This is a genomic window from Hyalangium sp., assembly GCF_035629615.1.
Classification (GTDB): domain Bacteria; phylum Myxococcota; class Myxococcia; order Myxococcales; family Myxococcaceae; genus Hyalangium.
Genome location: NZ_DASPHO010000470.1, coordinates 12,802 through 39,223, shown reverse-complemented (window position 1 = coordinate 39,223; position 26,422 = coordinate 12,802). Strand labels below are relative to the sequence as shown.

Annotated in this window: 19 protein-coding genes; 14 read left to right on the top strand and 5 right to left on the bottom strand. The window is 68.3% G+C overall.

What is annotated here, in order from left to right; genetic code table 11:
- The first annotated feature begins 42 nt into the window (after positions 1-42).
- From VD972_RS24165 to VD972_RS24155, 3 genes are read left to right on the top strand one after another with little or no spacing between them, the layout of a single operon-like run.
- Positions 43-1,002 (top strand): DUF3419 family protein, encoded by a 960-nt coding sequence (locus VD972_RS24165; RefSeq protein WP_324990812.1) that lies wholly within the window; start codon positions 43-45, stop codon positions 1,000-1,002.
- Positions 999-1,913 carry a GNAT family N-acetyltransferase gene (locus VD972_RS24160; RefSeq protein ID WP_324990810.1) on the top strand — a complete coding sequence of 305 codons (915 nt, stop codon included), beginning with the start codon at positions 999-1,001 and terminating at the stop codon, positions 1,911-1,913. Before VD972_RS24165 ends, VD972_RS24160 begins: the two co-directional genes overlap by 4 nt.
- Positions 1,914-1,916: 3 nt before the next feature.
- Entirely contained in the window at positions 1,917-2,654 is a 738-nt protein-coding gene (locus VD972_RS24155) for an iron-containing redox enzyme family protein (protein ID WP_324990808.1), read from the top strand.
- Positions 2,655-2,908: 254 nt separating this feature from the next.
- Here the strand turns inward: VD972_RS24155 and VD972_RS24150 are convergent, their stop codons facing one another.
- Positions 2,909-3,937, bottom strand: a complete 1,029-nt coding sequence (locus tag VD972_RS24150) for an NDP-sugar synthase (RefSeq protein WP_324990806.1) — start codon at positions 3,935-3,937, stop codon at positions 2,909-2,911.
- Positions 3,938-3,947: 10 nt separating this feature from the next.
- Positions 3,948-4,991, bottom strand: a complete 1,044-nt coding sequence (locus VD972_RS24145) for an aminoglycoside phosphotransferase family protein (RefSeq protein ID WP_324990804.1) — start codon at positions 4,989-4,991, stop codon at positions 3,948-3,950.
- 299 nt (positions 4,992-5,290) lie between these two features.
- Between VD972_RS24145 and VD972_RS24140 the strand changes: the two genes are divergently transcribed.
- Complete coding sequence (locus tag VD972_RS24140) at positions 5,291-6,658, top strand: pyridoxal-phosphate dependent enzyme (RefSeq protein ID WP_324990802.1); 1,368 nt, start codon at positions 5,291-5,293, stop codon at positions 6,656-6,658.
- A 75-nt stretch (positions 6,659-6,733) separates the two neighbouring features.
- Here the strand turns inward: VD972_RS24140 and grxC are convergent, their stop codons facing one another.
- Positions 6,734-7,009, bottom strand: coding sequence for a glutaredoxin 3 (gene grxC, locus VD972_RS24135; RefSeq protein WP_324990800.1), 276 nt, complete (start codon positions 7,007-7,009; stop codon positions 6,734-6,736).
- A gap of 163 nt (positions 7,010-7,172) precedes the next feature.
- Here grxC and VD972_RS24130 point away from each other — a divergent pair, with 163 nt between their 5' ends.
- Positions 7,173-7,622 (top strand): hypothetical protein, encoded by a 450-nt coding sequence (locus VD972_RS24130; RefSeq protein WP_324990799.1) that lies wholly within the window; start codon positions 7,173-7,175, stop codon positions 7,620-7,622.
- Between the two features lie 54 nt (positions 7,623-7,676).
- Here VD972_RS24130 and VD972_RS24125 read toward each other — a convergent pair whose 3' ends face one another.
- A complete protein-coding gene (locus VD972_RS24125; protein WP_324990834.1) occupies positions 7,677-8,822 on the bottom strand; it encodes a cystathionine gamma-synthase in 1,146 nt (381 codons plus the stop codon).
- Positions 8,823-9,028: 206 nt separating this feature from the next.
- On the opposite strand from VD972_RS24125, the gene VD972_RS24120 reads away from it, so the two are divergent.
- Positions 9,029-10,021 carry a class I SAM-dependent methyltransferase gene (locus VD972_RS24120; protein ID WP_324990797.1) on the top strand — a complete coding sequence of 331 codons (993 nt, stop codon included), beginning with the start codon at positions 9,029-9,031 and terminating at the stop codon, positions 10,019-10,021.
- A gap of 10 nt (positions 10,022-10,031) precedes the next feature.
- Here the strand turns inward: VD972_RS24120 and VD972_RS24115 are convergent, their stop codons facing one another.
- Complete coding sequence (locus VD972_RS24115) at positions 10,032-10,829, bottom strand: DUF7107 domain-containing protein (RefSeq protein ID WP_324990795.1); 798 nt, start codon at positions 10,827-10,829, stop codon at positions 10,032-10,034.
- A gap of 135 nt (positions 10,830-10,964) precedes the next feature.
- Here VD972_RS24115 and VD972_RS24110 point away from each other — a divergent pair, with 135 nt between their 5' ends.
- The 8 genes from VD972_RS24110 to VD972_RS24075 all read left to right on the top strand — a co-directional run bounded on the left by VD972_RS24110 (position 10,965) and on the right by VD972_RS24075 (position 25,996).
- Positions 10,965-11,714 carry an RNA polymerase sigma factor gene (locus VD972_RS24110; RefSeq protein WP_324990793.1) on the top strand — a complete coding sequence of 250 codons (750 nt, stop codon included), beginning with the start codon at positions 10,965-10,967 and terminating at the stop codon, positions 11,712-11,714.
- Positions 11,701-13,248, top strand: coding sequence for a FecR domain-containing protein (locus VD972_RS24105; RefSeq protein WP_324990791.1), 1,548 nt, complete (start codon positions 11,701-11,703; stop codon positions 13,246-13,248). Before VD972_RS24110 ends, VD972_RS24105 begins: the two co-directional genes overlap by 14 nt.
- 116 nt (positions 13,249-13,364) lie before the next feature.
- The gene (locus tag VD972_RS24100) at positions 13,365-13,775 is read left to right on the top strand and encodes a cupin domain-containing protein (RefSeq protein ID WP_324990790.1); all 411 of its coding nucleotides are present in this window, start codon (positions 13,365-13,367) and stop codon (positions 13,773-13,775) included.
- A gap of 108 nt (positions 13,776-13,883) precedes the next feature.
- Positions 13,884-16,205 carry a nitric-oxide reductase large subunit gene (locus VD972_RS24095; protein WP_324990788.1) on the top strand — a complete coding sequence of 774 codons (2,322 nt, stop codon included), beginning with the start codon at positions 13,884-13,886 and terminating at the stop codon, positions 16,203-16,205.
- Positions 16,202-16,504, top strand: a complete 303-nt coding sequence (locus VD972_RS24090) for a hypothetical protein (protein ID WP_324990787.1) — start codon at positions 16,202-16,204, stop codon at positions 16,502-16,504. The genes VD972_RS24095 and VD972_RS24090 overlap by 4 nt, the downstream gene beginning before the upstream one ends.
- 36 nt (positions 16,505-16,540) lie before the next feature.
- Positions 16,541-19,078, top strand: a complete 2,538-nt coding sequence (locus tag VD972_RS24085) for an ATP-binding protein (protein WP_324990785.1) — start codon at positions 16,541-16,543, stop codon at positions 19,076-19,078.
- A 69-nt stretch (positions 19,079-19,147) separates the two neighbouring features.
- On the top strand, positions 19,148-19,498 hold the full coding sequence (locus tag VD972_RS24080) for a response regulator (protein ID WP_324990783.1): 351 nt from the start codon (positions 19,148-19,150) through the stop codon (positions 19,496-19,498).
- 126 nt (positions 19,499-19,624) lie between these two features.
- On the top strand, positions 19,625-25,996 hold the full coding sequence (locus VD972_RS24075; RefSeq protein WP_324990781.1) for an Ig-like domain-containing protein: 6,372 nt from the start codon (positions 19,625-19,627) through the stop codon (positions 25,994-25,996).
- Positions 25,997-26,422 lie beyond the last annotated feature (426 nt).

Below are 26,422 nucleotides of genomic sequence, written 5' to 3'. Positions count from 1 at the left end.
TTATAGCGGGGCTTCCTTTTGATACGGCCGGAGGAACGGAAGTTGAGTCGGCTCAAGTTCGCGGTCGTCCGCGAAGATCCCGAGCTGGAAGCGCAGCTCGTCCGCGCGACCGGAGCCCGTACCGTGCTGCTCGTCGCCTCGGGCGGCTGCACTGCGCTCTCGCTGAAGCACGAGTTCCCGCAGCTCGACGTGGTCGCCTTTGACCTCAACCCCGCCCAGCTTGCACACCTGCAGGACAAGGCGGCAGCCGTGGAGCGGGGCGAGCTGAGCCGGCTCAATGTCGGCGATGCCTCCCGCTCTGGGCTGAACCAGCGCGGCACCTTCGAAGGGCTCTTCCGCACGCTCCGCGGCTTCCTGCTCGAGTTCGTGCTGACGGAGGAGGAGCTCGAGACCTTCTTTGCACCCGGCACCTCGCGGGAGGCCCGGCGCTTGCTTCTCGTCCGCTGGCGCGCTTCGCCTTACTGGCCTGCCGCGTTTGCCGTCACCTTCGTCGAGGGCTTCCTCCACGCGATGTTCGGCCCCTCGGCCACCCAGCATGCGAAGCCGGGCTCCTACCCCGGCTACTTCCAGCAGGCCTTCGAGCGCGGGCTGGCGCGAACCGATGGCCCCCACAACCCCTTCCTCCAGCACGTCCTGCTCGGACGCTACCTGCCACAGGATGCCCCCGCCTACGTCCACGCAGGGCGGGCGCTGCCGGTGACACTGTTCGAAGGAACGCTGCTCGATGTGCCAGACCTCGAGCGCTTCGAGCTCATCCACCTCTCGAACATCTTCGACTGGTCGGACGACACGCTCGTCGCGGCCTGGGCGGACCGGCTGGTGCGCGAGGCGAAGCCGGGAGCGCGCATCCTCCTCCGCCAGCTGAACAATCAACGCACGCTGCGCCGCTTCTTCGAGCCCGCCTTCGTCTTCGACGACGCCCTGAGCGAGAGCTTCCTCGAGCGGGATCGCAGCCTCTTCTACGAGCGATTCGAGATCGGCACCAAGGTAGACAGGCGATGAGCCGCATCCGCTTCGTCGTCACCGACGCGAACGGAATCGCTCCCTATGTGCCGGAGCTGCGGCGCCTGGAGCAGTCGATCCTCTACCCGATCGCGGACGGAGCGGACCACTTCTTCATCGATCACGGCTCGGAGTACCACCCGTTCTTCTCAAGCCTCGGCGAGGCCCGGTTCCTCCTGGCGCTTCGTGGAGATCGCGTCATCGGCTCCATCGCGGGCGTGATGCGGCCCGTCCCCGTGAGCGGCCGAGAGCTCCGCGCCCTCTACCTCTGCGACCTCAAGGTGGCGGCCGAGGAGCGCGGCCAGGGGCTCTCTCGCCGGCTCATCCAGACCGGACTCGGAGAGGTCATCCGTGAGCGCGACCTGCGGCAGACGCGCTTCTTCTATGGGGCCGCGATGCGAGGGGCCCAGGGCGACGTCATGAGCACCGCTCGAGGCGCGCACCCCTTCCGGCTGAGCAACGCGGGCGTCCGGCTGCAGCTCTACTTCGCTTCACCTGAAGCCCTGGCGCGACTGGAGCTCGATCGGGCACCGCCGCCCCCTCGCGCCCCAGGTGTGGTCCTGGGTCCCTCCGCGCGCGTGGACGAGCCGGGGCTCTGCTCGATGGCGGGCCGCAAGGATCTCCGGCTCGTCTCCTCGGGTCAGCCCTGGCCGCTCATCCACCTGCCGCTGGGCCCCGAGGCGTGGCAGCCCTCGTGGGGCGCCTACCTTCGGCGGTGCGGGGAGTCGATCGTGGGCCGCGGCCTCGCCGGCAGTGCCTGCTTTGTGATCGATGAGCGCCTGACCGACCACGTCTCCTGGCTCTCCGCACAGGGGATCACCCCGGGCGCCGTCTGCACGGTCTACTCGCTCCGGCTCTCGCTGCGGCCGGCCGCCGTCACATGGGTGCACATGCCCACCTCGGAGATCTGAAGCATGCGCGACTCCCTCCAGAGGCTGAAGGCGCGGGTTGCCCCGCTCGAGAGTCCGTACCTGCGCGCCTTGAGCGATGGCTCCTTCGAGCAAGAGGACTTCGTCGAGACGCAGATCCAGTTCCTCCATGCCGTCGTCTACTTCTCCCGCCCCATAGCGGTGCTCGCGGCACGGCTCCCAAGCGCCGAGCAGCGGCTCAGCCTCCTCGAGAACGTGCACGATGAGCACGGCGGTGGGGATCTCTCCGGCAGCCACGAGCGCACGTTCCTCACCCTGCTCGCACGGCTGGGAGTCAGCATCCCCGAGATCGATCGACGCGCGCAGTGGCCCGAGGTGCGCGCGTTCAACTCAACGCTCCTGGGCGTCTGCGCGCACGACGACGTGCCGACGGCGCTCGCCATGCTCGGCGTGATCGAGGAGCTGTTCTCAGGCATCTCTGCTCGGATGGGCCGCTCGATCGTGGAGCGCGGCTGGCTCCGGGAGGAAGAGCTGACGCACTACCCTACGCACGAGGTGCTCGATCTGAGCCACGCGGAGGGGTTCTACCGGTGGATCGAGCCGCTCACCTCGGCGGATCCACGCGCGGCGTACCAGGTGGAGCAGGGGCTCGAGCTCGGCGCGTACATCTTCCTGCGGCTCTACGAGGATCTCTTCCGCGCACGGAAGCGGCGCGTGTCTCGAGTGATCTCCGGGCCACACAGCCTCGCGGATGGGTGGGCGCTGCCCAGGGGCTCAGAGTAGCTCTTCATCGCTCTTCGTCGCTCCGCACTGCGCCGTGAACTGACGCGGCTGCGTCTGATCGAGACGCGAAAGCTGGTAATGGGCACGCTGGGCGCGCTCTCCGATCAGAGCCCGCTGGAGGGCTCCCTGCTCCTCGGCTGGCAGGCCGCCGGCAATGCGCCGTCCGTGGCCGACAAGACAGGCATGCTCTTCGTGCCTCCCGTGCAGCTCGCGAGCGCTGGCGGCTTCAAGCGCCCCTGTCCAGCGTCAGGGGCTCAGGGAGCGAGCGGCGCGGGGACTCGATGGGTCCCCCAGGCGAGCACCTCGACCAGCTCCTCGTCTGGCGCGACCTCGGTGCCCTCGAAGACGGCGACCCGGTTGAGCCGTGCCCCATCTCCCACCCGGGCGCCCTCCCCCACCGCCACCGCCGAGCCGATGCGCGCTCCATCCTCCAACAGGCAGCCCGCCCCGAAGTACGCGGGCCCTGCCACCTTCGCAGCGCCCAGGTGGGCCGCAGGGTGCGCCCACCAGTTGCCCGTCCCCCGAGGCGCCGCGGCGAACGGGGATGCCCAGCCCAGCATCTCGAGAGGCACGCGGCCGAAGAGCACGTCCCGCACGGTGGCCAGGTAGCGCGAGGGCGTGCCCAGATCGGACCAGTACGCCTGCACCACCTCGCCGTGCACGGGCAGCCCCGCCTGCATCACTCGCGCATAGATGTCGCGGTTGATGTCCTCGGGGCCCTCGGCGGACATGAAGTCGAACACGCGCGGAGAGACCACGTGGACGCCCGTGAAGTGCCAGGGGCTCAGCGCGGCGCCCCCAGGGCCATGCCCGGCAATCCGGCGCACCTGCCGCTCCGGATTCATCTCCACGGCGGCGTACTTCTCATCCGCCGGCATGGGCATCAGCACCATGGTGGCCACCGCACCCGAGTCCCGGTGCGCCGCCACCACCGGCCGCAGATCCACCGGAAAGAGGATGTCCCCGTTGAAGACGAGGAAGTCATCCTCGGACAGGAAGTCGCGCAGGCCGCGGATGCCACCGCCCGTGCCCTGGATGATGGGCTCATGGACGATGTGCAGCGGCAGCCTCGCGCGCTCGCACTCGGCCCGGGCCGTCGCGGCCATCTCCTCCGGCAGGTGGTGCGTGTTGATGCCCACGGCCTTCACTCCCGCCACCTTCAATACCGCCAGGTGGTAGCGCAGCAGCGGCTGCCCCAGGAACGGCAGCGCCGGCTTGGGCCACCGCTCGGTCAGGGGGCGCAGGCGCGTGCCCAGGCCCGCGCAGAGGATCATGGCCTTCATAGAGGGGGCATCATGCGGAGAGCTCTGGGACGTACCGGCTGATCAGCTCCTGCAGCTTGCGCAGCTCCGGGCGCCGCTCGAAGGCCGCCTTCACATAGCGCAGCGAGGCAGGGATGGAGACCAGGAAGCCCGGGTTGCCCTTCACGCGGTTGATGAACTCGAAGCGCCCGGCATCCTTGAGCTTGCGCTGGATGGTGAGCAGGTCGAAGAAGTCCTTGAACGGGCCGCGCTCGATCTTCTCGCCCCCCGCGTCCGCGAAGGCGTCGATGTAGCGATCCAGCATCGTGTCCACGAAGCCCCGGTCCAGCTCCACGTAGCTGTCACGCAGCAGCGCCACCAGGTCGTACTGCCGCGGGCCCTGCAGGGCATCCTGGAAGTCGATGACCACCAGCTCGCCCTCCTTCACCATGATGTTGCGGCTCTGGTAGTCGCGGTGGGTGAAGCCGCGCGGCGCGGCCGCCAGCGTGCGAGCGATCTCGCGGAAGGTGCGATCCAGCTCCGCCCGCTCGGCCTCCGTGGGCTGCTTGCCGCTCCAGGCCTCCAGGCCCCACTCGCGGAAGTGGTGCAGCTCCCAGTCGTACAGGTCCTCGTCGAAGGCCCGGGTGAAGGCCAGGCACTCCGGGTCCGGCTGGCGCTCGGCCTCCACTCGCAGGCGCGCCAGCAGCTCCACCGCCCGCCCGTAGAGGGCGTCTCGGTGCTTGCCTGCATCCAGCGCCGCCTCAAAAGTCGTGTCCGTCAGATCCTCGAGCACCATCATCCCCGCCGGCTCGTCGTAGCGCAGGATGCGGGGCACCCGGACACCCAGCTTCGCCAGGTACCGGTGCACATTGAGGAAGGGCAGCTCCTTGGGCGGCTCTCCCTTGGTTGCCTCCTCGCTCTTCTTCGTCGCGTCCGGCGGCATCACCATCACCACCCAGCTCTCCGGGGGTGTGCCGACGCGGTAGTACGAGCGGTTGCTCGCATCCCCCTTGAGCTTCTTGAGAGGGGCGGCGTTGGAAACGGGGCGGCCAATGGCCTGACCCACCTGGTCGCGCAGGGCGGCCTCGAGCTCCATCGAACAGTATCTCCAGGGGTTGGGAGACTCCCAGTATGAGGGCCAGGGGAGGGTGGGTCAAAGGAGACAGTAAAGGCCCGTCGAAGGCCCGTCTGGCAGGCACGCGGGCTATCGCCTACGCGACGGACTCCCGAATGACTTGGTGCGGCACAGAAGAGCAGGGCACCAGGCTCCGGGAGGATCGGCTTCACACGAAGTGTTGCCCTCAGAAGCAGGGCTTCTGGCCGGTGTCGACCCGGTCGGGGACGCGGCGTATAAGGGCCGCGCACAGAGCAGAAACCCTCGCCACGGAAACCACGATGGAAATCAACGCAAGCATCCTCACGGCCATTGGCAACACGCCGCTGGTCAAGCTCAACAAGATGGTCGGGCCGAACGACGCGACGGTGCTGGTCAAGTGCGAGTTCATGAACCCGGGCGCGTCCATCAAGGACCGCATGGCGCTCTACATCCTCGAGAAGGCCGAGCGGGAGGGGAAGCTCAAGCCCGGCGGCACCATCGTGGAGAACACCTCCGGCAACACCGGCATGGGCGTGGCGCTGGCGGCGGCGGTGAAGGGCTACAAGTGCATCTTCACCATGCCGGACAAGATGTCGCTGGAGAAGATCAACCGGCTGAAGGCGCTGGGCGCGCAGGTGATTGTGACACCCACGAACGTGCCCGCCGAGGATCCGCGCAGCTACTACGAGACGGCCAAGCGCATTCACCGGGAGACGCCGGGCTCGTTCATGCTCAACCAGTACCACAACCCGGACAACATCGAGGCCCACTACAAGCTGACGGGCCCGGAGCTCTACGAGCAGACCGAGGGCAAGTTCGACTACTTCGTGTCAGGCCTGGGCACCGGCGGCACCATGAGCGGCGCGGGCAAGTTCCTGAAGGAGAAGATCCCCGGGCTGAAGAACGTGGGCGTGGACCCCGAGGGCTCCGTCTACGAGGGCTACTTCAAGACGGGCAAGCTCACCACCCCGCACGTGTACAAGGTCGAGGGTATTGGCGAGGACATGCTGTGCGCCGCCATGGACTTCAAGGTGGTGGACGACGTGCGGCAGGTGGATGACCGGCAGTCCTTCGTCGCGGCGCGGCGGCTGGCGCGCGAGGAGGGCATCTTCGCGGGCGGCTCCTCCGGGGCGGCGGTGCACGTGGCGGTGCAGCTGGCCAAGGAGGTCGGCAAGGGGAAGACGATCGTCGTGGTGCTGCCGGACTCCGGCATGGCCTACATCAGCAAGTTCCACTCGGACGAGTGGATGCGCGACAACGGCTTCATGGAGGAGAAGGGCGTCGGGACGGTGCGGGACATCCTCGGGGACAAGCGTCGCGAGGTGCTCACCGCGCGCAAGGGCGACAAGGTGAACCTGGTGGTGGAGCACATGCGCAAGCACGGCATCAGCCAGATGCCGGTGCTCAACAGCGAGGGCCGCGCGGTGGGCATGGTCCACGAGTATGACTTGCTGAACGCGCTGGTGGCCAACCGGGTGAAGTTCAGCGACCCGATCGACGCCATCGTGGCGCCGCTGCAGGGCGCCATCTCCCCGGACACGAGCCTCAACCGGCTGCGGGAGATCTTCGCGCAGGACAACGTGGCGGTGGTGAAGGAGGGCGAGAAGGTCGTCGGCATCGTCACCAAGATCGATCTGATCGACTACCTGCACCGCACCGGGGCCTGAGCGCCTTGGTGATGGCTTCCGCACGGAGGGCCGGGAAGATGGAACCGGCCCTCCCTGCCGCTCCGGGGGAGGAGCTCAGACGCCCGGCTGGACTCCGAGCCCGAGCATCGGATCGAGATCTCCGGCCTCCTCGAGCTTGTAGAGATCGTCGCAGCCCCCGACGTGGCGGCCCGCGATGAAGATCTGCGGCACCGTCTTCCTTCCATTGGAGGCGGCAATCATCTCGTCCCGCTTGGAGGCGTCCCTCTCGATGGAGATCTCCTCGTAGCGGACGCCCTTCTCGTCCAGCAGCTGCCTGGCCAGCGTGCAGTAGGGGCAGCTGGACTTCGTGTAGATCTTGACTGGATTCATGCCCGCCAAGGTAGGCACCGTCCCGGCCTCGAACAGGGCTCTCCGACCCATGGCAGGGTCAGCGCGCGACGGGGGCGAGCTTGCTCCCTTGCCCTCCTGCCGTGCCCGAGGAGGTTTCAACACCTGGCCCAGCGCTCCTTAGCTTGAATGCCAGGAGGAGCTCATGGCGCGAGGATACAGCTTCGATCACTTTCAGGTTCCCAAGCGCGAGCCGCCGGAGCGCGCGACGCCGTCCGACACGCTCAAGGCCGCTACAGCCCAGAAGGGTGAGGCCGTCCCGCTCGCGGAGTCCCAGCAGGGACTGCACTATGGCCGGAAGAACGCCGAGACGGTGAGGCTCTTCCAGGAGCGCGCCGCCCGGAAGCGCCGGGAGCAAGAGGCCCTGCAAGCCGAGGCACCGGCCCGGAAGCGCCGGGCACCGGCCCGAAAGGCCGCAGCCAAGAAGACAGCGGTCCGAAAGACGGCTTCGGCAAGGCAGACCCGGACGAGCCCCAAGGCCAAGGCCCCCACGCGCGGAGGAAAGACGGTGGGACGTGTGGCCACAGCGGCGAAGAAGGCCGTGAAGCGAGTGGCCCGGAAGATCCCCGCACGGAAGACGCCAAAGAAGCGCTGAGGAAGCTGAGCAGGAGCGAGGTCCCTTCTCCTGCCCATCCTCCTGCGACGCGGGTCACTTCGCCGCGTCGAGCGCCTGGGCCAGATCGTCCACGAGGTCCTGCGCGTCCTCGATGCCCACGGAGAGGCGGATGAAGCCGTCGGCGATGCCGAGCTTCTCGCGCGTCTCCTTGGGCACGGAGGCGTGGGTCATGATCGCCGGGTGCTCGATGAGGGACTCCACCCCACCGAGCGACTCGGCGCAGGCGAACACCTTCACCGTCTTCAAGAACGTCCGCGCCGCCTCCAGCCCGCCCTTGATGTCGAACGTCAGCATCCCGCCGAAGCCCTTCATCTGCTTGCGCGCCAGGGCGTGCTGCGGGTGCGACTCGAGGCCCGGGTAGGTGACCTTCTGCACCTTGGGGTGCGTCGCGAGGTACTGGGCCACCTTCATCGCGTTCTGAGCGTGCCGATCCATGCGCACGTGCAGCGTCTTCAGGCCGCGCAGCACCAGGAAGCTGTCCATCGGCCCCGGCACGCCGCCCACCGCGTTCTGCAGGAAGTACATCTTCTCCGCGATGTCCTGGCGGCTGGTGCCCGAGAACCCGCCGATCACGTCGCTGTGGCCGTTGAGGTACTTCGTCGTGGAGTGGGTGACGACGTCGAACCCCAGGTCCAGCGGGCGCTGGAAGTACGGCGTCATGAAGGTGTTGTCCGCCACGGAGATGATGCCCCGCTTCTTCGCGACCTCGGCGATCCGCGCCAGGTCGATGAGCTTGAGCATCGGGTTGGTGGGGCTCTCCACCCACACCATCTTCGTCTTCGGAGTAATCGCCGCCTCGAAGTTCTCCGGCTTGGACAGGTCCACGAAGGAGAACGTGAGCCCGTGGCGCTTGTAGACCTTGTCGAAGATGCGGAAGGTGCCGCCGTACACGTCATCCGAGACGACGACGTGGTCCCCCGCGTCCAGCATGTGCATCAGCACATCCGTGGCGGCCAGGCCCGAGGCGAAGGCGGCGCCAAACTTCGCGTTCTCCAGCGCGGCGAGGCAGTCCTGGAGCGCGTTGCGAGTGGGGTTCTGGGTGCGGCTGTACTCATACCCCTTGTGCTCCCCCGGTCCGTCCTGGACGTAGGTGGAGGTCATGTAGACCGGCGTCATGATGGCGCCGGTGGTGGGGTCCGGCTCCTGGCCGGCGTGAATGGCGAGCGTGTCGAAGCGCATGCCCCGGGGCCTACCACAGTCGCCTCGAACCGTCATGGGTGCGCAGACACACCCTCCCCCGCTCCCAGTCCGTGGAGAACATCCGCCACTCCCCGCAGATCCTGGATCACGCCTGGCAGCCCGCCGCGGCTTCGCGGAGCTTGTCCAATGTCGGGGACTCAGGAATGAGGGGGGCAGCGGTTTCCAGGGAAGAGGGTCGCTTGGGCATGGCTACTCCACAGGGTAAGCACGCACCACAGAATCCAGCAGGTATGTTCGAGAACCGGCTCCGCAAGAACGCCCGGCACTTCCGGAAGTGGGCGCACTCGCACCGCCTCACCTGCTTCCGCGTCTACGACCGGGACATCCCCGAGTACCCCTACGCCGTGGATCTGTACGGGGAGCGGGTGCACCTCGTGGAGTACCCTCGCCGCCGTGCCCTCCAGGCAGGCTCCGTGGAGACTCAGCGCGCGGAGGTGCTCGCCACCGTGGCCGCCGTGCTCGAGGTTCCCCCCGAGCGCATCCACGTCAAGACGCACACTCCCCAGCCCTGGGGCCGCAAGCAGTACGAGAAGATGGGCCAGGGCAGCGAGCGCTTCGTCGTCGAGGAGCAGGGCCTCAAGTTCTGGGTGAACCTCGGCGACTACCTCGACACCGGCCTCTTCATGGACCACCGGCTCACGCGCGCACGCGTCCGCGAGGAAGCCAAGGGCAAGCGCTTCCTCAACCTCTTCGCGTACACGGGCGCCTTCACCGTCTACGCCGCAGCCGGGGGCGCCAAGAGCACGGTGACCGTGGATCTCTCCAGCAACTACCTCGACTGGGCCGAGGAGAACCTCGTGCTCAACGGCCTGGCGGACTCCCGCCACGCACTTGTCCGCGCGGACGTGTTGCCCTGGCTGGAGGCCCAGCGAGAGGAGCCCGATCGCTACGAGCTCATCGTCTGCGATCCGCCCTCGTTCTCCACCTCCAAGCGCATGAGCGGCTCGTTCAACGTCCAGCGAGACCACCCTCGCCTGCTGGCTGCTCTCCGCGCCGTGCTCGAGCCCGGCGGCGTCCTCTACTTCTCCACCAACTTCCTCGGCTTCGAGCTCGACGACGACGCCACCCGGGGGCTGGAGGTGGAGGAGCTGACCCCCGCCTCCCTCCCCGAGGACTTCCAGCGCAAGGAGATCCACCGGTGCTGGCGCATGGTGGCTCCCCGCGCGGGCCGTCCCTGAGCTCTCCGCGCTAGGGCGCGCAGTACCCGTTCAGGCAGCGCTGCCCCGAGGGGCAGTCACAGTTGACCGTGCAGGCGGTGCCGTTGCCCGTGCTCGGCAAGCAGTAGCCGATCTGGCACACCTGGCCGGACGGGCACTGCGTGTTGGAGGTGCAGTGCGCGCGGCACTGGCCGTCCACGCAGTCCTGCTCGGCGGGGCACTGGGCATTGTTGACGCACTGGTTGGGCGAGCCCGGCCTGCACAGGCCTGACTGGCACGACTCGTTCGCGCCACACTGCGAGTTCGTGGTGCACCCCTCGTAGCAGGTCTCGTTGATGCAGTAGTTGCCATAGCCGCAGTCACTGTTCTGGCGGCAGCCCGCAGGAGGAGGCGGCGGCGGGGGCGGCGGCTGCTGGCAGGAACCACCGTCCGGCCTCGGGGCGGGGCCCGCATCCGGCTTCGGCCACGGCGTCCCGGCATCCGGCCTGGGCTGGGGCCGCGGATCGCAGTAGTTGTCGTTGCCGCACGAGCCGTTGTTGTCGCAGTCCGAGTCCCGGTCGCAGGACTCACAGCACACGCCGTCGATGCAGGTCTCCTGGTAGCCGCAGTCCCAGTTCGTCGTGCACCGCTCCGCGTCGTCCGGGACATCTCGACACGTCCCGTTGCGGCAGTGCTGGTCCGAGTGACAGTCGCTGGCGTCCGTACAGAAGTGGGAGTCGTCTTCGCACCAGTCTCCGTGGTCTGCGTACTCAGTGATGGTGCACCCGGAGAACAATCCGAGTGCGAGGAGGGACACCAGCCAGGACAGGCGGATGGGGGCTTTGGGCATGGGGGTGCTCCGAAGGAGGCGGTCCGGCCAACCGTCATCGGTTCGGCAGGCTTGGTCTCCGAGCCGCCCGAAATTGATCAAAATTCTTTTTGATCGCTTTGCCCCCATGCGGAGACCCAGAGGCATGGAGGTAATGTGCTGGCTTGGACCATCCAAACGGGCGAAGGAAGGCTCCGAGAGCGGCTGCTCGCCTCGCTCACCACGCATGGGGGGATTCGGTTGTTCTTCCGCGGACCGCGTTCCCTGGAGACGGCGCCGGCACTCGGGCAGCGGCTCGGCCTGGAGCCCGTGCCCACGCAGCCCGCGGACGAGGCCCAGCTCCTCGCGCTCGTCCGGCGCCTCCAGGAGGGCGACGTCACCGCCTTTGATCGCCTCTACCACCTGACGCGTGTGGATGCGGCTCGCACCTTGAGCCACCTCGTGGGCAACCGGACCGAGGTGGAGGATCTGCTCCAAGAGACGTACCTGCGGCTGCTGTCGGCGGTGAAGGGGTTCCGAGGGGAGTCGCGCTTCCGCACCTTCCTCTATCGGGTGTGCGCCAACGTGGCGCTCTCCCACCTGCGATGGAAGCGACGGCGGCCAGAGGACTCCATGGCGACGCCTCCTGACGTCCAAGCCCCAGGACAGGATCCCGAGCGGGAGGCCGCCCGGCGGCAGGCCGCCCGGCTGGTGGAGCTGGCGCTGGAGCGGCTCAAGCCCAAGAAGCGCATCGTCTTCGTCTATTACGAGCTGTGTGGGATGAGCCCCGACGAGATCGCCGAGGCTGTGGGAAGCTCGGTCAATACTGTCCGCAGCCGCCTCCACCACGCGCGGCTGGAGTTCACCGAGGCCATGCACCGTCTGCTCGACAAGCCCCGCGCGGGAGGCTCCCATGGCTCGCCATGAGACCGAGGCGCTGTGGGCCTTCGCCTCGGACGAGCTCAAGGCGGAAGAGCGGGCCCGCGTGGCCGAGCACGTGGCCGGCTGCGCGGAGTGCACCCGGAAGCTCGTGGATGTGCGTCAGGCGCAGTCCCTGCTCCGCACGGTGCAGACGGACGCGCCCGCAGTGCGCTGGAGCGAGGTGGATGACCGCATCCAGACCGCCGCGGCGCGCAAGCTGGCCCGGCTCGAGCGGCAGCCTCGGTGGCCGTGGGCCCTGGTCACCGTGGGGGCCCTGGCGGCCGTGCTCGCCTTCGTGGTGCTCCGCCCCGTGGCGCCCCTCGCCCCGTCGAGCGCGCCCGTGGCGGTCCGCGAGGAGCGCCCCGCGCCGGTGAGCCCCGAGATCCATGAGGTGCCTGCCCCCGCGGTGGAGCCTTCGCCTGCTCCGGCGGTGGAGCCTCCGCAGGCTCCCGTCCTTGCCACGCACGTCGAGAGTGCCTCGGGCGCGTGGATCCGTGAGCCGGATGTCCCGGAGCGCTCGCTCGTGGCGGGAGCCCAGCTCCGCTCCGGTGCCTCCGTGCGGACGCGTGCGAAGTCCAGCGCCCTGCTGCGGCTGCCGGACGCGAGCCGCGTGAGGCTGTCCCCGGACTCGGAGGTGACGCTGGCGCGCACCGAGGCTCAGGATGTGCACCTCACGGTGACGCGCGGTCGGCTCGCCGTGCAGGCCTCGCATGCGGCGCGACAAGGGTTCACCGTGGAGGCGGCGGGCGTGCGGGCCTCCGTGGTGGGGACTGTCTTCTCCGTCGAGTGCACGCCGAGCGGTGCGGTCGTGGCCGTCAGCGAGGGGAAGGTGCGCGTCGAGGCCAAGGGCCAGCTGCCCAGGTTCGTCAGCGCCGGAGAGCGCCTCGAGGTGCGCTCGGCTCAGCGCACCACCAGGACGCGAGCCCTCTCTGCCCGGGATCGACAGGCCTTCCTGGAGCTGGGATCGAGGCCTGTGGAGGCCGCGGCCCCGTCACGCCCCACGGGAAGGGCGGCCGAGACAACTCCAGACACGGCTGTTCCCACCGAGCCTGCTCCCTCCGCTGGCGCGGCCCCGGAGGAGACACCACCGCCCGTGGCGGGCGCACCCTCCTCTGGCGCGGAAGCGTCAGGCTCGGAGCTCCCACCCTACCCTGTGCCCACGAGTCCCGAGCCGGTGGAGCCGGGCGTGTTGGCCTCCTCGCCCTCAACCTCGGACGTGGGCCAGGGGCTCCCGTCGCCGTCTCCCTGGGAGCCCCCGGAGCCGGGCGCGCCGATGCAGGGCACCGCGGACGCGCGCTTCCTCTGGCATGCCCGGGATCAGCTCCACGCCAAGACGTGTGAGAGCTTCCTGGTAGGGCTGGCGGAGATCGCCGAGCGCAGCGCGGTCCGCGAGTTCCGCGAACAGGCGCGCTACCTGCGGGCGCGGTGCTTCGAGGAGCGACTGGCCCCGGCGGAGGCCACCGCCGAGTACCGGCGCTACCTGCGAGAGTTCCCCAAGGGCCGCTACGTCCGCGAAGCCAAGGCCGCGCTGCTGCCTTGATTCCCCGGACAGGCAGCTTGGAGGCAACCCGGTGCACGGGGCCCCGCTCGCCGCTCTCTCCCTGCCGCCGAAGCCAATAACTTCACGCAGGGACACTCTCCCCAGGAGGAGAACCGATGGAGCGGATTGAGGAAGGGTATTCTCTGGAGCACCATGTAGAAGGGGAATCTCGTCACCTGGGCGCCCCGCTTCTTCGAGCGGATCTGGCCAAGGAGATAGAGGATCTCCGGCAAGGAGCCCCGTGGCGGGCGGGCGGGCACAATGCCAAGACCTTGGTAAAGTATCCCGACCTGCGCGTGGTCCTCATTGCCTTGAAGCAAGGAGCCACCCTGGGAGAACACAAGACCCAGGGGCGGATCTCCATTCACACCCTGGAGGGGCACGTCCTTCTGAAGCTGGGCAGCCAGGTGGTGGACCTCCCCACGGGCTGCCTGCTGGGGCTCGCAGCTTCTGTTCCGCACGACGTTGAAGCCGTGGAACAGAGCGCCATCCTGCTCACCATCGCCTGGCCAATCCAACGCACCTAGGGTTCCGCACTCCACTGGACAGAGGCCCTTCAGCGCTCTTTGAGAGCGCTTGCGTACAACGAAGCATGCTCGCCATGGTGGTGCGATGGACCGCGAAGGATCCGGCCCTTGCACCTGACCCAAGGCAGCCCCATGGCCGCAGAGCCGCACCGCCGCGAATTCCTCCTCGCCAAGGGCTGGGTGCAGGCCGCCCTCCTGGTGGTTCTGTTCGGCTTCTTCGTCCTGGGGCTGCTCGCGTACAGCACCTACACGGACAGCGCCCCCATTCCCCAGCGGACCGTCACCCCGGAGGGCAGGCCCGTCTATACCGGGGAGGACATCCTGGCCGGCCAGGGCATCTTCCTGCGCAACGGGCTGATGCAGTACGGCTCGGTGTTCGGCCATGGCGGCTACCTGGGGCCGGACTACACCGCGGACTACCTGCGCCGCTCCGCCCTCTTCGTGCGCGAGCGGCTCGGGGGCGAGCAGGATGCGGCGGCGGCGGCGCGCACCGTGCAGGACTTCCAGCAGAACCGGTACGAGCCGGCCACGGGCACGCTCGTCCTCACCCCGGAGCAGGCTGACGCCTTCGAGCACCTGGCCGCGCACTACCATGCCACCTTCTCCGCGCCGACCACCGAGCAGGGGCTGCGGCCGGGCGCGATCACGGACCCGAAGGAGACCCGGCAGCTCACCGCCTTCTTCGCCTGGACGGCGTGGGCCGCCTCCGCCCGGCGCCCGGGGCTCGACTACTCGTACACCAACAACTGGCCCCCGGAGCCGCGCGTGGGCAATGGCCCCACGGGCGCCATGGTGGTGTGGAGCGTGCTGTCGCTCATCGCCCTGCTGGGAGGCATCGGCCTGCTGATGGCCGCCTTCGGCCGGTGGAACTTCCTTGGCTGGCACGAGCGCGAACACCAGACGGTGTCCTTCCGCCGTCCCGGTGAGGTGACGCTCACCCCGTCCCAGCGCGCATGCGCGTGGTTCTTCCTGGTCATGGCGGTGCTCTTCCTGATGCAGGCCCTGCTGGGCGGCGCCACGCAGCACTACCGCGCGGAGCTGACCGGCTTCTTCGGCTTCAACCTGGCCGCCATCCTGCCCTTCAACCTCGCGCGCACCTGGCACGTGCAGCTGTCCCTGCTCTGGGTGGCCACCTCGTTCCTTGCCGCCGGCATCTTCCTCGCGCCGATGGTGGCAGGCCATGAGCCGCGCGGGCAGCACTGGCTCGCCTACGGGTTGCTGGCAGCGCTCACGGTGGTGGTGTTCGGCAGCCTCGCCGGAGAGTTCGCTGGCATCCACGGGTGGACATCCAGCGTGTGGTTCGGCAACCAGGGCTTCGAGTACCTGGACTTGGGGCGCTTCTGGCAGGTGCTGCTGTCGCTCGGGCTGCTCTTCTGGGTGGGGCTGCTGTTCCGCGTGCTGCGGAAAAGGCTGCGCACCGAACATCGCGGCAACATGCCGTGGCTGTTCTTCTACGCGGCGCTGGCCATCCCCGCCTTCTACGCGGTGGGCCTGCTGGCCCGGCCCGACTCGCACTTCACCATCACCGACTTCTGGCGCTTCTGGGTGGTGCACCTGTGGGTGGAGGACTTCCTCGAGCTCTTCACCACCCTCATGGTGGCCTACATCTTCGTGCTGCTGGGCGTGGTGTCCGAGCGGGTGGCCCTGCGTGTCATCTACCTGGACATCATCCTGTACTCGGCGGGCGGCGTCATCGGCACCATGCACCACCTGTACTTCTCCGGCACGCCGGTGGAGCACATGGCGCTGGGCGCCTTCTTCTCGGCCGCCGAGGTGATCCCCCTCACCTTCCTCACCGTGGAGGCCTGGAGCTTCGTGCGGCTTGGCCGCGAGCAGGGAGCGAAGTCCCGCACGCCCTTCCCCCACCGCTGGTCCATTCTCTTCCTGGTCTCGGTGGGCTTCTGGAACTTCCTGGGCGCTGGCATCTTCGGCTTCCTCATCAACCTGCCCATCGTGTCGTACTACGAGATTGGCACCGCGCTGACGGCCAACCACGGCCACGCGGCGATGATGGGCGTCTACGGCATGCTGGCGGTGGCGCTGGCGCTGTTCGCGCTGCGCTACCTGGTCCCCGAGGAGCGCTGGTCCGAGCGGGCCGCGAAGCTCAGCTTCTGGTCGCTCAACCTCGGGCTGGCGTGGATGGTGTTCGCCAACCTCTTCCCGCTGGGCGTGCTGCAGCTCCACGAGTCCGTCACCCGCGGCTACTACGAGGCGCGCCAGCTCGACTTCCTCACCAGCGATCGGGTGGCGCTGCTGGAGTGGATGCGGCTGCCCGGGGACGCCCTCTTCATCGTGGGCGGCATCCTGCCCCTGCTGCTGCTGTGCTGGCGGGGCGTGCGCCACCGCGTGCCCGCCGCGGAGCACACCGGGCCAGTGCCCGCTCCGCTCTTCACGCGCGTGGAGGGGGGGCCGGAGCAGCCGCAGCCATGAGCCTCCACACCGAGGTGGTGTGGGGCTCCGGGTACGCGCTCTTCCTGCTGGGGGTGGCGCGGGGACTGGTCGCGGTGGGACGGCGGGCGCGTGCGGAGGATGGCTCATGGCCGAGCTCGGAGGTGCCCCGCTTCCACCAGGGACTGGCCATGCCCCTGGTCTTGCTGGCGGGGCTGCTCGTCGGGGTCTGCGCGGTGCGACACCCCGAGGGGCTGGAGCTGGGGTGGCTGGGACTGGTGTCGCTGGTGATTGCCTGGGTGGCTCGGCGCACCTGGAAGGAGTGGTGCAAGAGGGAGTAAAAGCGGCGCCCCCACCCGCAGGAGAGCCCTCCGCCCTTGAACCCTGACATGCACCACTCCACCGAGGCCGCGGCGGATGGGGGCGCCTGGCTTCACGAGCTGCTCCGGGACGTCTTCATGGGCGCCTGGTACATGCCCCACGGGCACTGCTACCTGTGGAAGCCAGGACTCGTCTGGCTCCACGCTGTCTCCGACACGTTGATTGGAGCCGCCTACGTCCTCATCTCCCTGGTGCTGTACATGCTGGTGCGCCGCATTCGGCTGCCCTTCAGCACCATGGTGGTCGCCTTCGGTGTCTTCATCGGCGCCTGTGGGCTCACTCACTTCATGGAGGTGTGGAATGTCTGGAACTCGGCCTACTGGCTGGCGGGGTGGATCAAGGCCCTGACGGCCGTCGCCTCGGTGCTGACGGGCGCCTACCTTCTCAAGGCCAGGCCGGCCATCGTGGCGGTCGCAGACGCGGCGCGACTGTCCGAGCAGCGGCGGGTGGAGCTCGAGACGAAGAACCGTGAGCTCGAGACCCTCTACGCCCGGCTGAGCGAGGCCGACGCGCTCAAGACGCAGTTCTTCTCCAACGTCTCCCACGAGCTGCGCACCCCCCTCTCCCTCATTCTCGGGCCCATGGAGCGGCTGCTCTCCGCAGAGGGCCTGAGCGCCGAGAGCCAGCAGGAGCTCCGGGTGGTCGAGAGGAATGCCCGCCTCTTGCTTAGACACGTCAATGCGCTGCTCGATGCGGCCAGGCTGGAGGCCGGGGCGATGCGGCCGGTCTATGCCCAGGTTGACCTCGCCGCGCTCGTACGGCTGGGGGCCTCCCACTTCGACAGCCTCTCACGCCAGCGCGGCATCACCTTCAACGTCGAAGCGCCGGGCACGCTCATGGCCCAGGCGGACGCCGAGAAGCTCGAGCAGGTCCTGCTCAACCTTCTGTCCAACGCCTTCAAGTTCACCCCTGTCGGCGGCCGCGTGAGCTGCGCGCTGGCTGAGCAGGATGGCCGCGCGCGGCTGGTCGTGGAGGACACAGGGCCCGGCGTGCCCGTGGACATGCGGGAGACCATCTTCGAGCGCTTCCGCCAGGTGGACGCGAGCATCAACCGCCAGTTCGGTGGCACGGGCCTGGGGCTCGCCATCGCCCGTGATCTCGTGCGCCTGCACGGAGGCACCCTCCGGATGGAGGAGGCGCCCGGCGGCGGTGCACGCTTCGTGGTGGAGCTGCCGCTCCGAGCGCCCGAGGGCACCGCTGTGCACCCCATGGCGGCGGTGGGAGCCGAAGCGCTGGCAGCCGAGGCAGCCGGGGTAGCCGAGGCGCTGCGCACCCAGGCCTCCCAGGCGTCGGGCCTCGACGTGCTGGCGCCCGCGAATGCGCCCTCTGTCCTGGTGGTGGAGGACACGCCGGACTTGCGCCACTTCGTGGCTCAGACGCTTGGGCGGGAGTTCCGAGTGGAGGTCGCCCAGGATGGTGAGGAGGGCCTGCGCAAGACAGAGGCCCTGCGGCCCGACGTCCTCGTCACCGACATCATGATGCCGCGGATGAGCGGGGACGCGCTGGTGCGCGAGGTGCGAGCCCGAGCCGAGCTGGAGGCCATCCCCATCCTGCTGCTGTCAGCCCGGGCGGATGAGGCGCTGCGCATCCAGCTGCTCAGCAGCGGCGCCCAGGACTATCTCGTGAAGCCCTTCCTGGCGGCCGAGCTCCTTGCCCGCGTGCGCAACCTCGCCACCGTCAAGCGCACCCGAGACGCGCTCCAGGAGGAGCTGAAGGCGCACTCGGGAGACCTGACAGCCCTCACCGGGGAGCTGGCCCTGCGCAAGCGTCAGCTGGAGGCGGCGCTCGAGGCCTCTCACGCTGCCCGCGAGCAGGCCCTGAACGCGAGCTCCTTCAAGACCACGCTCCTCCACCTCGTCACCCACGAGCTGCGAACCCCGCTGGCCATAGTCAAGCTCAACCTCCACCTGCTGACGCGGGAGCATGCCACGCTCTCCGCACGCCAGCAGGGACTGCTCGAGAAGCTCACGCGCAGCACCTCCCGCCTTCAGCACCTGATGGAGACCATCCTGGCGTACACCTGGCTGGAGACGGGGCGCCTGGTGCCCAAGGTGTCCGAGGTGGACCTGGCGGCCCTCGCGCGGGAAGTCTCCGAGGAGTACCGGCCCGAGGCCCAGCGCAAGCTCCTGGCCTTGGAGCTTCGCGTGCCGCCCCAGCCCGTGCTCCTGCAGACAGACGGGCGGCTGCTCCACCTGGTCCTCTCCAACCTCGTGAGCAACGCCGTGAAGTACACCGACCATGGCTCGGTTGAAGTCTCCGTCGAGGTGCTGCCCGACGCCTGCCGGCTCGTGGTCAAAGACACCGGGCGAGGGATTGCGCCGGACCACCACGAGCGCATCTTCGAGCCTTTCCAGCAGCTCGAGGTGGTGGCCCGCAAAGGAAACCCGGGCCTGGGCCTCGGGCTTGTCCTCGTCAAGCAGCTGTCCCAGGCGCTGGAGGCCCACCTCTCCCTGATCTCGGAACCTGGCCACGGAAGCACTTTCATGCTGACACTGCCAGTCACAGTGCCACGAATAAGCTCTGACAAGACTTGACGAACCGGGCGCCACTTTCACAATCTGCATGGCGTGAACACATCCGCGCATGAAGATGTCATTCTGGTAGTGGAGGACGACGACGATCTTCGCGACAACCTTTGCGAAGTGCTAGAAGTGGAGGGCTTCCGGGCCGTGGGCGCCGTCAATGGGCTGGCGGCCTTGAAGTACCTGCAGGCCCACATGCCTCCGTGCCTCATCCTGCTCGACCTGATGATGCCTGGGATGAGCGGGGGTGAGTTTCGAGCACTCCAGCTGGATGACACTCACCTGGCCCGTGTCCCTACCATCGTGGTGTCAGCGATGGCCATTGACCATCAGCAAGAGCAAGTCCGAGGCGCGGCGGGCTATCTCACCAAGCCCTTGAGCCTCACGGACCTCTTTCAGGCGGTTCGCCAACACTGCGAGGCGGCACACTGAACCTGCCTCGGCAGGCTTCGAGCATCGCCAGCGACTGAGCCACTTTCTGCATCGGGGGTGATCCAGCCTTTTCGGAATTCTTCAATTAACCAGGAAACGGATGCCGACCCTCTGAAGGGGGGACCCATGCGGACCCTGGTGACGCTGCTTGTGGCTGGACTCGTGCTCGCTTCCTGTGAGCTCCCTTCCGAGGAGGGCTCGACCGAGGCTGAAGCCTCGAAAAAGACGGCGAAGTCCTTCGTCGTGGGCAGCCGGCTGCTGAAGACCGAGAAGGCCTTGCCCGGCCGGTACATCGTCGTCCTGGATGAGAAGGCCCTGGCCGGGGCGCAGGTGGGGCTGCTCGCGCACCAGCTCTCTGCTCTCCATGGAGCCTCCGTGGACCGCGTCTACGCGCATGCCCTCCAAGGCTTCGCCGCGAAGATGACGGAGGCGGCCGCGCTGAAGCTGAGCAACGACCCGCGCGTGCGGTACGTGGAGGAGGACGGCGAGATCTCCCTCTCGGGCTCGCAGGCGGAGGCCCCCTGGGGACTCGACCGCATCGATCAGCGGGAGCTGCCGCTGGATCAGACCTACCCCTACGGCTTCACCGGCAGCGGGGTGAACGCCTACGTCCTCGACACGGGCATCCGCATCACCCATGCCGAGTTCGGTGGCCGCGCGCTCCACGCCTTCTCCTCCGTCAATGACGGCAACGGCGCCAACGACTGCCACGGCCACGGCACACACGTGGCGGGAACGATTGGCGGGACGACGTATGGCGTGGCCAAAGGGGTGACGCTGCACGCCGTCCGGGTGGTGGACTGCGCGGGCCAGGGCGCCGCGTCTGGACTGATCGCTGGCGTCGACTGGGTGACCGCCCACCACGTGAAGCCGGCGGTGGCCAACATGAGCCTGGGGGGCCCCCCCACGCAGGCGCTGGACGACGCGATCACCGCCTCCATCAACGCCGGAGTGCCCTATGCCGTCGCCGCGGGCAACGAGAGCACGAGCGCCTGCTTCCGGTCCCCCGCTCGGACTCCAGCCGCGATGACCATCGGAGCGACCGACGTCAGCGACTCAAGGGCATACTTCTCGAACTTCGGGAGCTGCGTGGATCTCTTCGCGCCAGGCCTGAGCATCCCTTCTGCCTGGAACACCAGCGACACCAGCACGGTCACGATCAGTGGCACCTCCATGGCAACCCCACACGTGGCGGGCGCGGCGGCGCGCTACCTGGAAGGCCACCCGCTGGCCACTCCGGAGGAGCTCACCACCGCGCTCCTCACCCGCGCGACGCCCGACGCGGTCGCCAACCCTGGCACCGGCTCCCCGAACCGGCTGCTGTACGCCGGCTGCCTCGGCTCAAACCAGACACCGCCGCAGGTCGTCCTCACCACCTCCTTCCCGGGCTCACCCCTGGGCGGCACGGTGACCCTGACCGCCACCGCGACGGACGACGAGGAGATCGCCAAGGTGGAGTTCTTCCTCGGCAACCGCTCGCTCGGCTCGGACAACACGGCTCCCTATGAGCTGGTCTGGAATAGCGCCACCGCCAGCAACGGCCCGGGGGTGATCACCGCCAGGGCCTACGACGCCAACTGCAACCAGGCGGTGAGCGCGCTGGTGGACGTGACCATCGAGAACGCCGGAAACGCGACGTTCGATTCCACGCGGGGAGCGCCCGCCTGCGCCACCGTGGGCCACCGGTGTGACTCGATGTGGCTCCTGGAGGGACGGGCGAACCTCGGCCCCGAGTTCCACTCGCCCAACACCGTGAGCGGCTCCTGCGCGGACGGGACGGAGGGCACGTATCGCTCCAGCCCCTCCCTGGAGCGGCTCTCCGTCTCCCGGAGCGATGGCACCGCCTTCGCGGCGGGCAAGGAGGTGACGGTGCAGGCCACGGTCCGTGCGAGCACGAACTTCGCCCAGGAGGCCCTGGACCTCTACGCCGCACCGGATGCGGCTGCCCCCCAGTGGACGCTGATCGGGACCCTGTCGCCGACCACGAGCGGCCCCCAGGTCCTCTCGACGACGTACCTGCTTCCGGCCGGCGGGCTGCAGGTGCTCCGGGGTGTGTACCGCTCAGGCGACGGCAACGCCTCTGCCTGCGTCCCGGGTCCCCTCAACGACGCGGATGACCTCATCCTCGCGGTGGGTCAGGAGACGGACGCCACGCCGCCGAGTGTGGCCATCACCTCTCCCACGGAGGGCGCGACGCTGATGGGCGTCGTCGCCGTCAACGTGGAGGCGAGCGACAACTTCGGCGTGCACCATGTGGAGCTGTACGCCGGCTCCACCCTGCTCGCAACGGACTCCCGCGCTCCCTACGCGTTGAGCTGGGCGAGCCGGGAGTCTCCCAACGGCTCTCACACCCTCACCGTACGAGCCTACGACGCGGCCGGGTTCGTCTCGATCTCAGCCCCGATCAACGTCCTCGTGGACAACGATCACGTGCCGCCGCAGGCGACCTTCATCACACCCGTGGACGGCGCGACCGTGAGTGAGACGTTCTCGCTCCAGATCAGCGCCAGCGACGACCGGCGCGTGACGCGCGTCGACGTGTACGTGGATGGTGCCCTGCTCGGCAGCAGGTCCTACGCGCCGTTCAGCATGGACTGGAGCACCCGCACGGTGTCCAACGGACCGCATGTCCTCAGCGCGACGGCCTATGACGCGGCCGGGAACGCCTCGCCCCAGAGCACGGTGAGCGTGGCGGTCGACAACGACCTCCTCCCTCCGGAGACCGCGATCACCGCGCCTGCCAGCGGAGCCACCGTGAGCGGCGTTGTCTCCATCGAGGCGAGCGCGAGCGACGACCGGCAGATCACCCAGGTGCAGTTCTTCATGAACGGCACCTACCTCGGCACCGACACAACGGCTCCCTACTCCGCATCCTGGGATTCGGTGACTGTGGCCAACGGCAGCTACACGCTGACGAGCCAGGCCTATGACGGAGCGGGCCACCGGACGATGAGCGCGCCCGTCACCGTGGAGACGAACAACCCGGGCAACGCGCGCTACGATCCGGTCCTGTCGGCGCCTCGGTGCGACACCGTGACGGAGGCCTGCGACACCCTGGAACTGGTCAAGGGCCGGGCACATCACGGCCCCGAGCTGAACACGCCCAATACCCTGGACGGGTGCCTCGACGGCACGAGCGGGCTCTACCAATACCACGGCGGATCCATCGAGCGGATCCGCGTGAGCCAGCTGGATGGCACGGCCATGGTCAGCGGGAAGAAGGTCCGGCTCGCGGTCACCGTGTGGGCCTTCAGTGCCACCTCGGACTCCCTGGACCTGTACTACACGGCGGACGCGAACAACCCCTCGTGGACGTTCATCACCACCCTCAAGCCGTACTACAGCTCCTTCACGCAGACGCTCTCGGCGGAGTACACCCTCCCAGCAGGCGACCTGCAGGCGGTGCGCGCGAACTACCGCTACGGCGGGCTCCGATCGCCGTGCAGCCCGAACCTGTTGGACGATCACGATGACCTGGTCTTCCCGGTGGAGACCGACTCCGTCCCGCCGACGGTCGCGATCGTCTCACCCGCCAACGGAGCGACGGTGCGCGGGCGCATCACGCTGACAACCTCGACGAGCGACAACCAGAGCGTGGCGGCCGTGGACTTCTATGACGCGGAGACCCTGCTCGGGTCAGCCACCTCGCGACCGTACTCCCTGTCCTGGGACACCCGCAGTGTCTCGAACGGCAGCCACACGCTGACGGCCCGAGCCCGTGACGCGACCGGCAACGTGGGGCTCGCTCTGCCGGTGACGGTGACGGTGGACAACGACTACACGGCGCCGGAGGTCTCCGTCACCGTCCCCGCCCCGGGCGCCACCGTGACGGGGACGGTGACGATCTCCGCGAGCGCCACGGACAATCAGGGCATCGCCCGAGTCGAGTTCTACAGCGGCACGCGCTGGATCAGCGGCGCCGCCTATGCGCCCTTCAGTGTCTCGTGGCACACGGGGAACGAACCGACCGGCGAGCACGTCCTGACCGCCAGGGCCTACGACTGGGCCGGCAACATGGCAACATCTGAGCAGGTGGTGGTGACCGTCGCGCGTGACACCACGCCTCCGTCCAGCTCGATCACCTCTCCCACCAGCGGTTCAACGCTCGCTGGGACCGTGATCATCTCGGCGAACGCCACCGACGATATCCTGGTGAGCAAGGTCGAGTTCTTGCTGGACGGCACCCTGATCGGGGCCCGAGCCTTCGCTCCCTACAGCTTCTCCTGGGACACCCGGACCGCAGCGAATGGCAGCCACACGCTGACGACCCGTGCCACGGACTCCAGCGGCAACGTGGCCACCTCTTCGGAGGTGATGGTGACGGCCGACAACGACTTCATCGCGCCTACGGTCTCCATCACGTCTCCCGCGAACGGGGCGACAGTACTTGGGACAGTGCCCATCCAAGTGAGCGCGACGGACGACAAGGGCGTGTCCTCCGTGAGGCTCCGGGTCAATGGAGTCGCGTCCGGCACGAGCTTCACCGTGCCGTATGTCTTCTCCTGGAACAGCAGGTCCTTCCCCAATGGCACGCACACGCTGACCGTCGAGGCCTCTGATGCGACGGGCAACAAGGGCACCTCGGCCCCGATCACCGTGACGGTGGACAACGACACCACGGCCCCCAGCGTGGCCATCACCTCACCGGCCAGCGGGGCAGCCGTGGCGGGCATGGTCTCCCTCCAGGCGGATGCCACGGACAACACGGGTGTCGCCCAGGTCGACTTCTTCGTGAACGGGTTGTTGCTCGCGGGCGACACCACGGCTCCCTTCAGTGTGGACTGGGACAGTGACCTCGAGGCGAACGGGAGCTACACCCTCACCGCCAAGGCCTATGACGCGGTGGGCAACGTGGCCGCGAGCGCCGCAGTCCCGGTGACGGTGAACCAGCCGGGTCGAGCCATGTTTGATCCGGTGCTCCATGTGCCGAAGTGCGCCACGGTGAACGGCGTCTGCGACACCATGAACCTCGTGAAGGGCCGGAGGAGTGGGGAGCCTGGCTCGCCCAACACACTCGGCAGCTGCGCGGACGGAGCCGGCATCGACCACAGCTTCTACGAGAAGATCAACCGGATCCGGCTGTCGCGCGTCAACGGAGAGGCCTTCGCGGAGGGCCGGCCCGCCCGGATTGAGGTCCACGTCGTCGCCTACTACACCTCTTCGGATGCGCTCGACCTGTTCTACGCCAGCGATGCCACCCAGCCCTCATGGACGTACCTGACCACGCTCCGGCCGAGCGCAGGTGGGGCACAGATCCTCTCGACAGAGTACACCCTGCCCGCAGGCAGCCTGCAGGCGGTGCGCGCCCAGTTCCGAGTGGGTGGCAACAACGGCTCGGCGTGCAGCGGCGGCACCTATGACGACCATGACGACGTGGCCTTCGCGGTGGGCCAGCCGACCGATGCCTTCCCTCCGACGGTGACGCTCACCGCTCCCTCCGGCAACACACTGGTGAGGGGCACTGTCTCGGTGGCCGCGACGGCCGAGGACGACCTGGCGGTGGCGAGGGTTGAGTTCTTCGCGGACGGGATGCTGATCGGCACTGACACCAGCGCTCCCTACGACGTGAGCTGGGACACCTCTGGCGCGGCGGACGGTGCTCACTCGCTCACCGCGAAGGCCTACGACACCGCTGGCCGGGTCGGGACCTCTGCCGCGGTCGGGGTGAGCACCGACAACACCCTGCCGGAGGCGGCGCTCACCACCCCTGCGCAGGGCGCCCTCCTGGGGGGGAGCGTCGTGGTCGAGGCCACTGCCAGCGACAACCAGGCGATCTCGAGGGTCGAGTTCTACGACGGCGCGACGCTGATCGGCACGTCCTTCGCCTCGCCCTATGCGCTGAGCTGGAACACGGCAGGCGTGACGGGCGGTGCCCACACGCTCACGGTGAAGGCCTATGACAGCATCGGCCATGTCCGCACCTCCGCCGGAGTGAGCGTGACAGTGGACAACACCGCGCCAGCGACGGCCCTCAGCGCTCCGGCGCAGAACGCCCTGGTCCGGGGGACCGTCCAGGTCAGCGCCACCGCCAGCGACAATCAGGCCGTCTCGAGGGTCGAGTTCTACGTGGGCGCGATGTTGATCGGTACGGACACCACGGCCCCTTACGCGGTGGGCTGGGACTCGACGACCGGGGCCAATGGCAGCGTCACGCTGACGACGCGGGCCTACGACCTGGCGGGCAACGTCACGATCTCAGCCGGCTTGGCTGTCTCGGTGGACAACGCTTCGCCCACTGTCGCCATCACCTCTCCGGCGAACGGAGGCTCGGCGTTCCTGAGCGTCACCGTGCAGGCCAGCGCCGGTGACAACGTCGGAGTGACGCAGGTGGTGTTCTACGACGGCGCCACGGTCATCGGCACGGACACCACGGCTCCTTTCAGCGTGAGCTGGAACATCCTGTTTGTACCGAAGGGGTGGCACACGCTGACGGCCAAGGCCTATGACGCGGCGGGGAACGTCACGACGTCGGCGCCCGTCTCCTTGAAGGTGAACTGAAGCCGTGACGTGCGTCCAAGTCGCCCGGTGCCTTTCGAGTATGTTTCCCTCCATGCATCAACCCTGTGGGTGAGCAACCGCTCGGGCAACGCGATGCGGGTGCACCGCGACACGGGAGAGGTACAGCGCACCCCCAGCAGTCCGCCGGGCTCTACACGTACTCGGACTTCACCAGCTACAAGCTGCGCAACACCCTTGTGCCGTGCGGCAGCTACGTTTACCGCCCCGCCCGCGGATCTGATCGCGGCGGGGGCGCCGAGCGGCCAGTACCTGCGCGTTGAGTTCCAGCTCTCGTCGAACGACCTCCAGGCCACGCCCCTGCTCCTGTCGTTCAGCGTGAACTACCGCTGCCCGCCTCCAGCCCCATGACAGTGAAGGCATCGCGCTCATAGGAGTGGGCCAAGGCCCTCACCTACCCTGCAGACA

Excerpts from the sequence above, each read along its gene's own strand:
- VD972_RS24150 (WP_324990806.1), bottom strand. The coding sequence starts at position 3,937 with ATGAAGGCCATGATCCTCTGCGCGGGCCTGGGCACGCGCCTGCGCCCC.
- VD972_RS24105 (WP_324990791.1), top strand. The coding sequence starts at position 11,701 with ATGGCTCGCCATGAGACCGAGGCGCTGTGGGCCTTCGCCTCGGACGAG.
- VD972_RS24100 (WP_324990790.1), top strand. The coding sequence starts at position 13,365 with ATGGAGCGGATTGAGGAAGGGTATTCTCTGGAGCACCATGTAGAAGGG.
- VD972_RS24125 (WP_324990834.1), bottom strand. The coding sequence starts at position 8,822 with ATGCGCTTCGACACGCTCGCCATTCACGCCGGCCAGGAGCCGGACCCC.
- VD972_RS24145 (WP_324990804.1), bottom strand. The coding sequence starts at position 4,991 with ATGGAGCTCGAGGCCGCCCTGCGCGACCAGGTGGGTCAGGCCATTGGC.
- grxC (WP_324990800.1), bottom strand. The coding sequence starts at position 7,009 with ATGAATCCAGTCAAGATCTACACGAAGTCCAGCTGCCCCTACTGCACG.
- VD972_RS24090 (WP_324990787.1), top strand. The coding sequence starts at position 16,202 with ATGAGCCTCCACACCGAGGTGGTGTGGGGCTCCGGGTACGCGCTCTTC.
- VD972_RS24140 (WP_324990802.1), top strand. The coding sequence starts at position 5,291 with ATGGAAATCAACGCAAGCATCCTCACGGCCATTGGCAACACGCCGCTG.
- VD972_RS24115 (WP_324990795.1), bottom strand. The coding sequence starts at position 10,829 with ATGCCCAAAGCCCCCATCCGCCTGTCCTGGCTGGTGTCCCTCCTCGCA.
- VD972_RS24075 (WP_324990781.1), top strand. The coding sequence starts at position 19,625 with ATGCGGACCCTGGTGACGCTGCTTGTGGCTGGACTCGTGCTCGCTTCC.
- VD972_RS24120 (WP_324990797.1), top strand. The coding sequence starts at position 9,029 with ATGGCTACTCCACAGGGTAAGCACGCACCACAGAATCCAGCAGGTATG.
- VD972_RS24130 (WP_324990799.1), top strand. The coding sequence starts at position 7,173 with ATGGCGCGAGGATACAGCTTCGATCACTTTCAGGTTCCCAAGCGCGAG.
- VD972_RS24160 (WP_324990810.1), top strand. The coding sequence starts at position 999 with ATGAGCCGCATCCGCTTCGTCGTCACCGACGCGAACGGAATCGCTCCC.
- VD972_RS24155 (WP_324990808.1), top strand. The coding sequence starts at position 1,917 with ATGCGCGACTCCCTCCAGAGGCTGAAGGCGCGGGTTGCCCCGCTCGAG.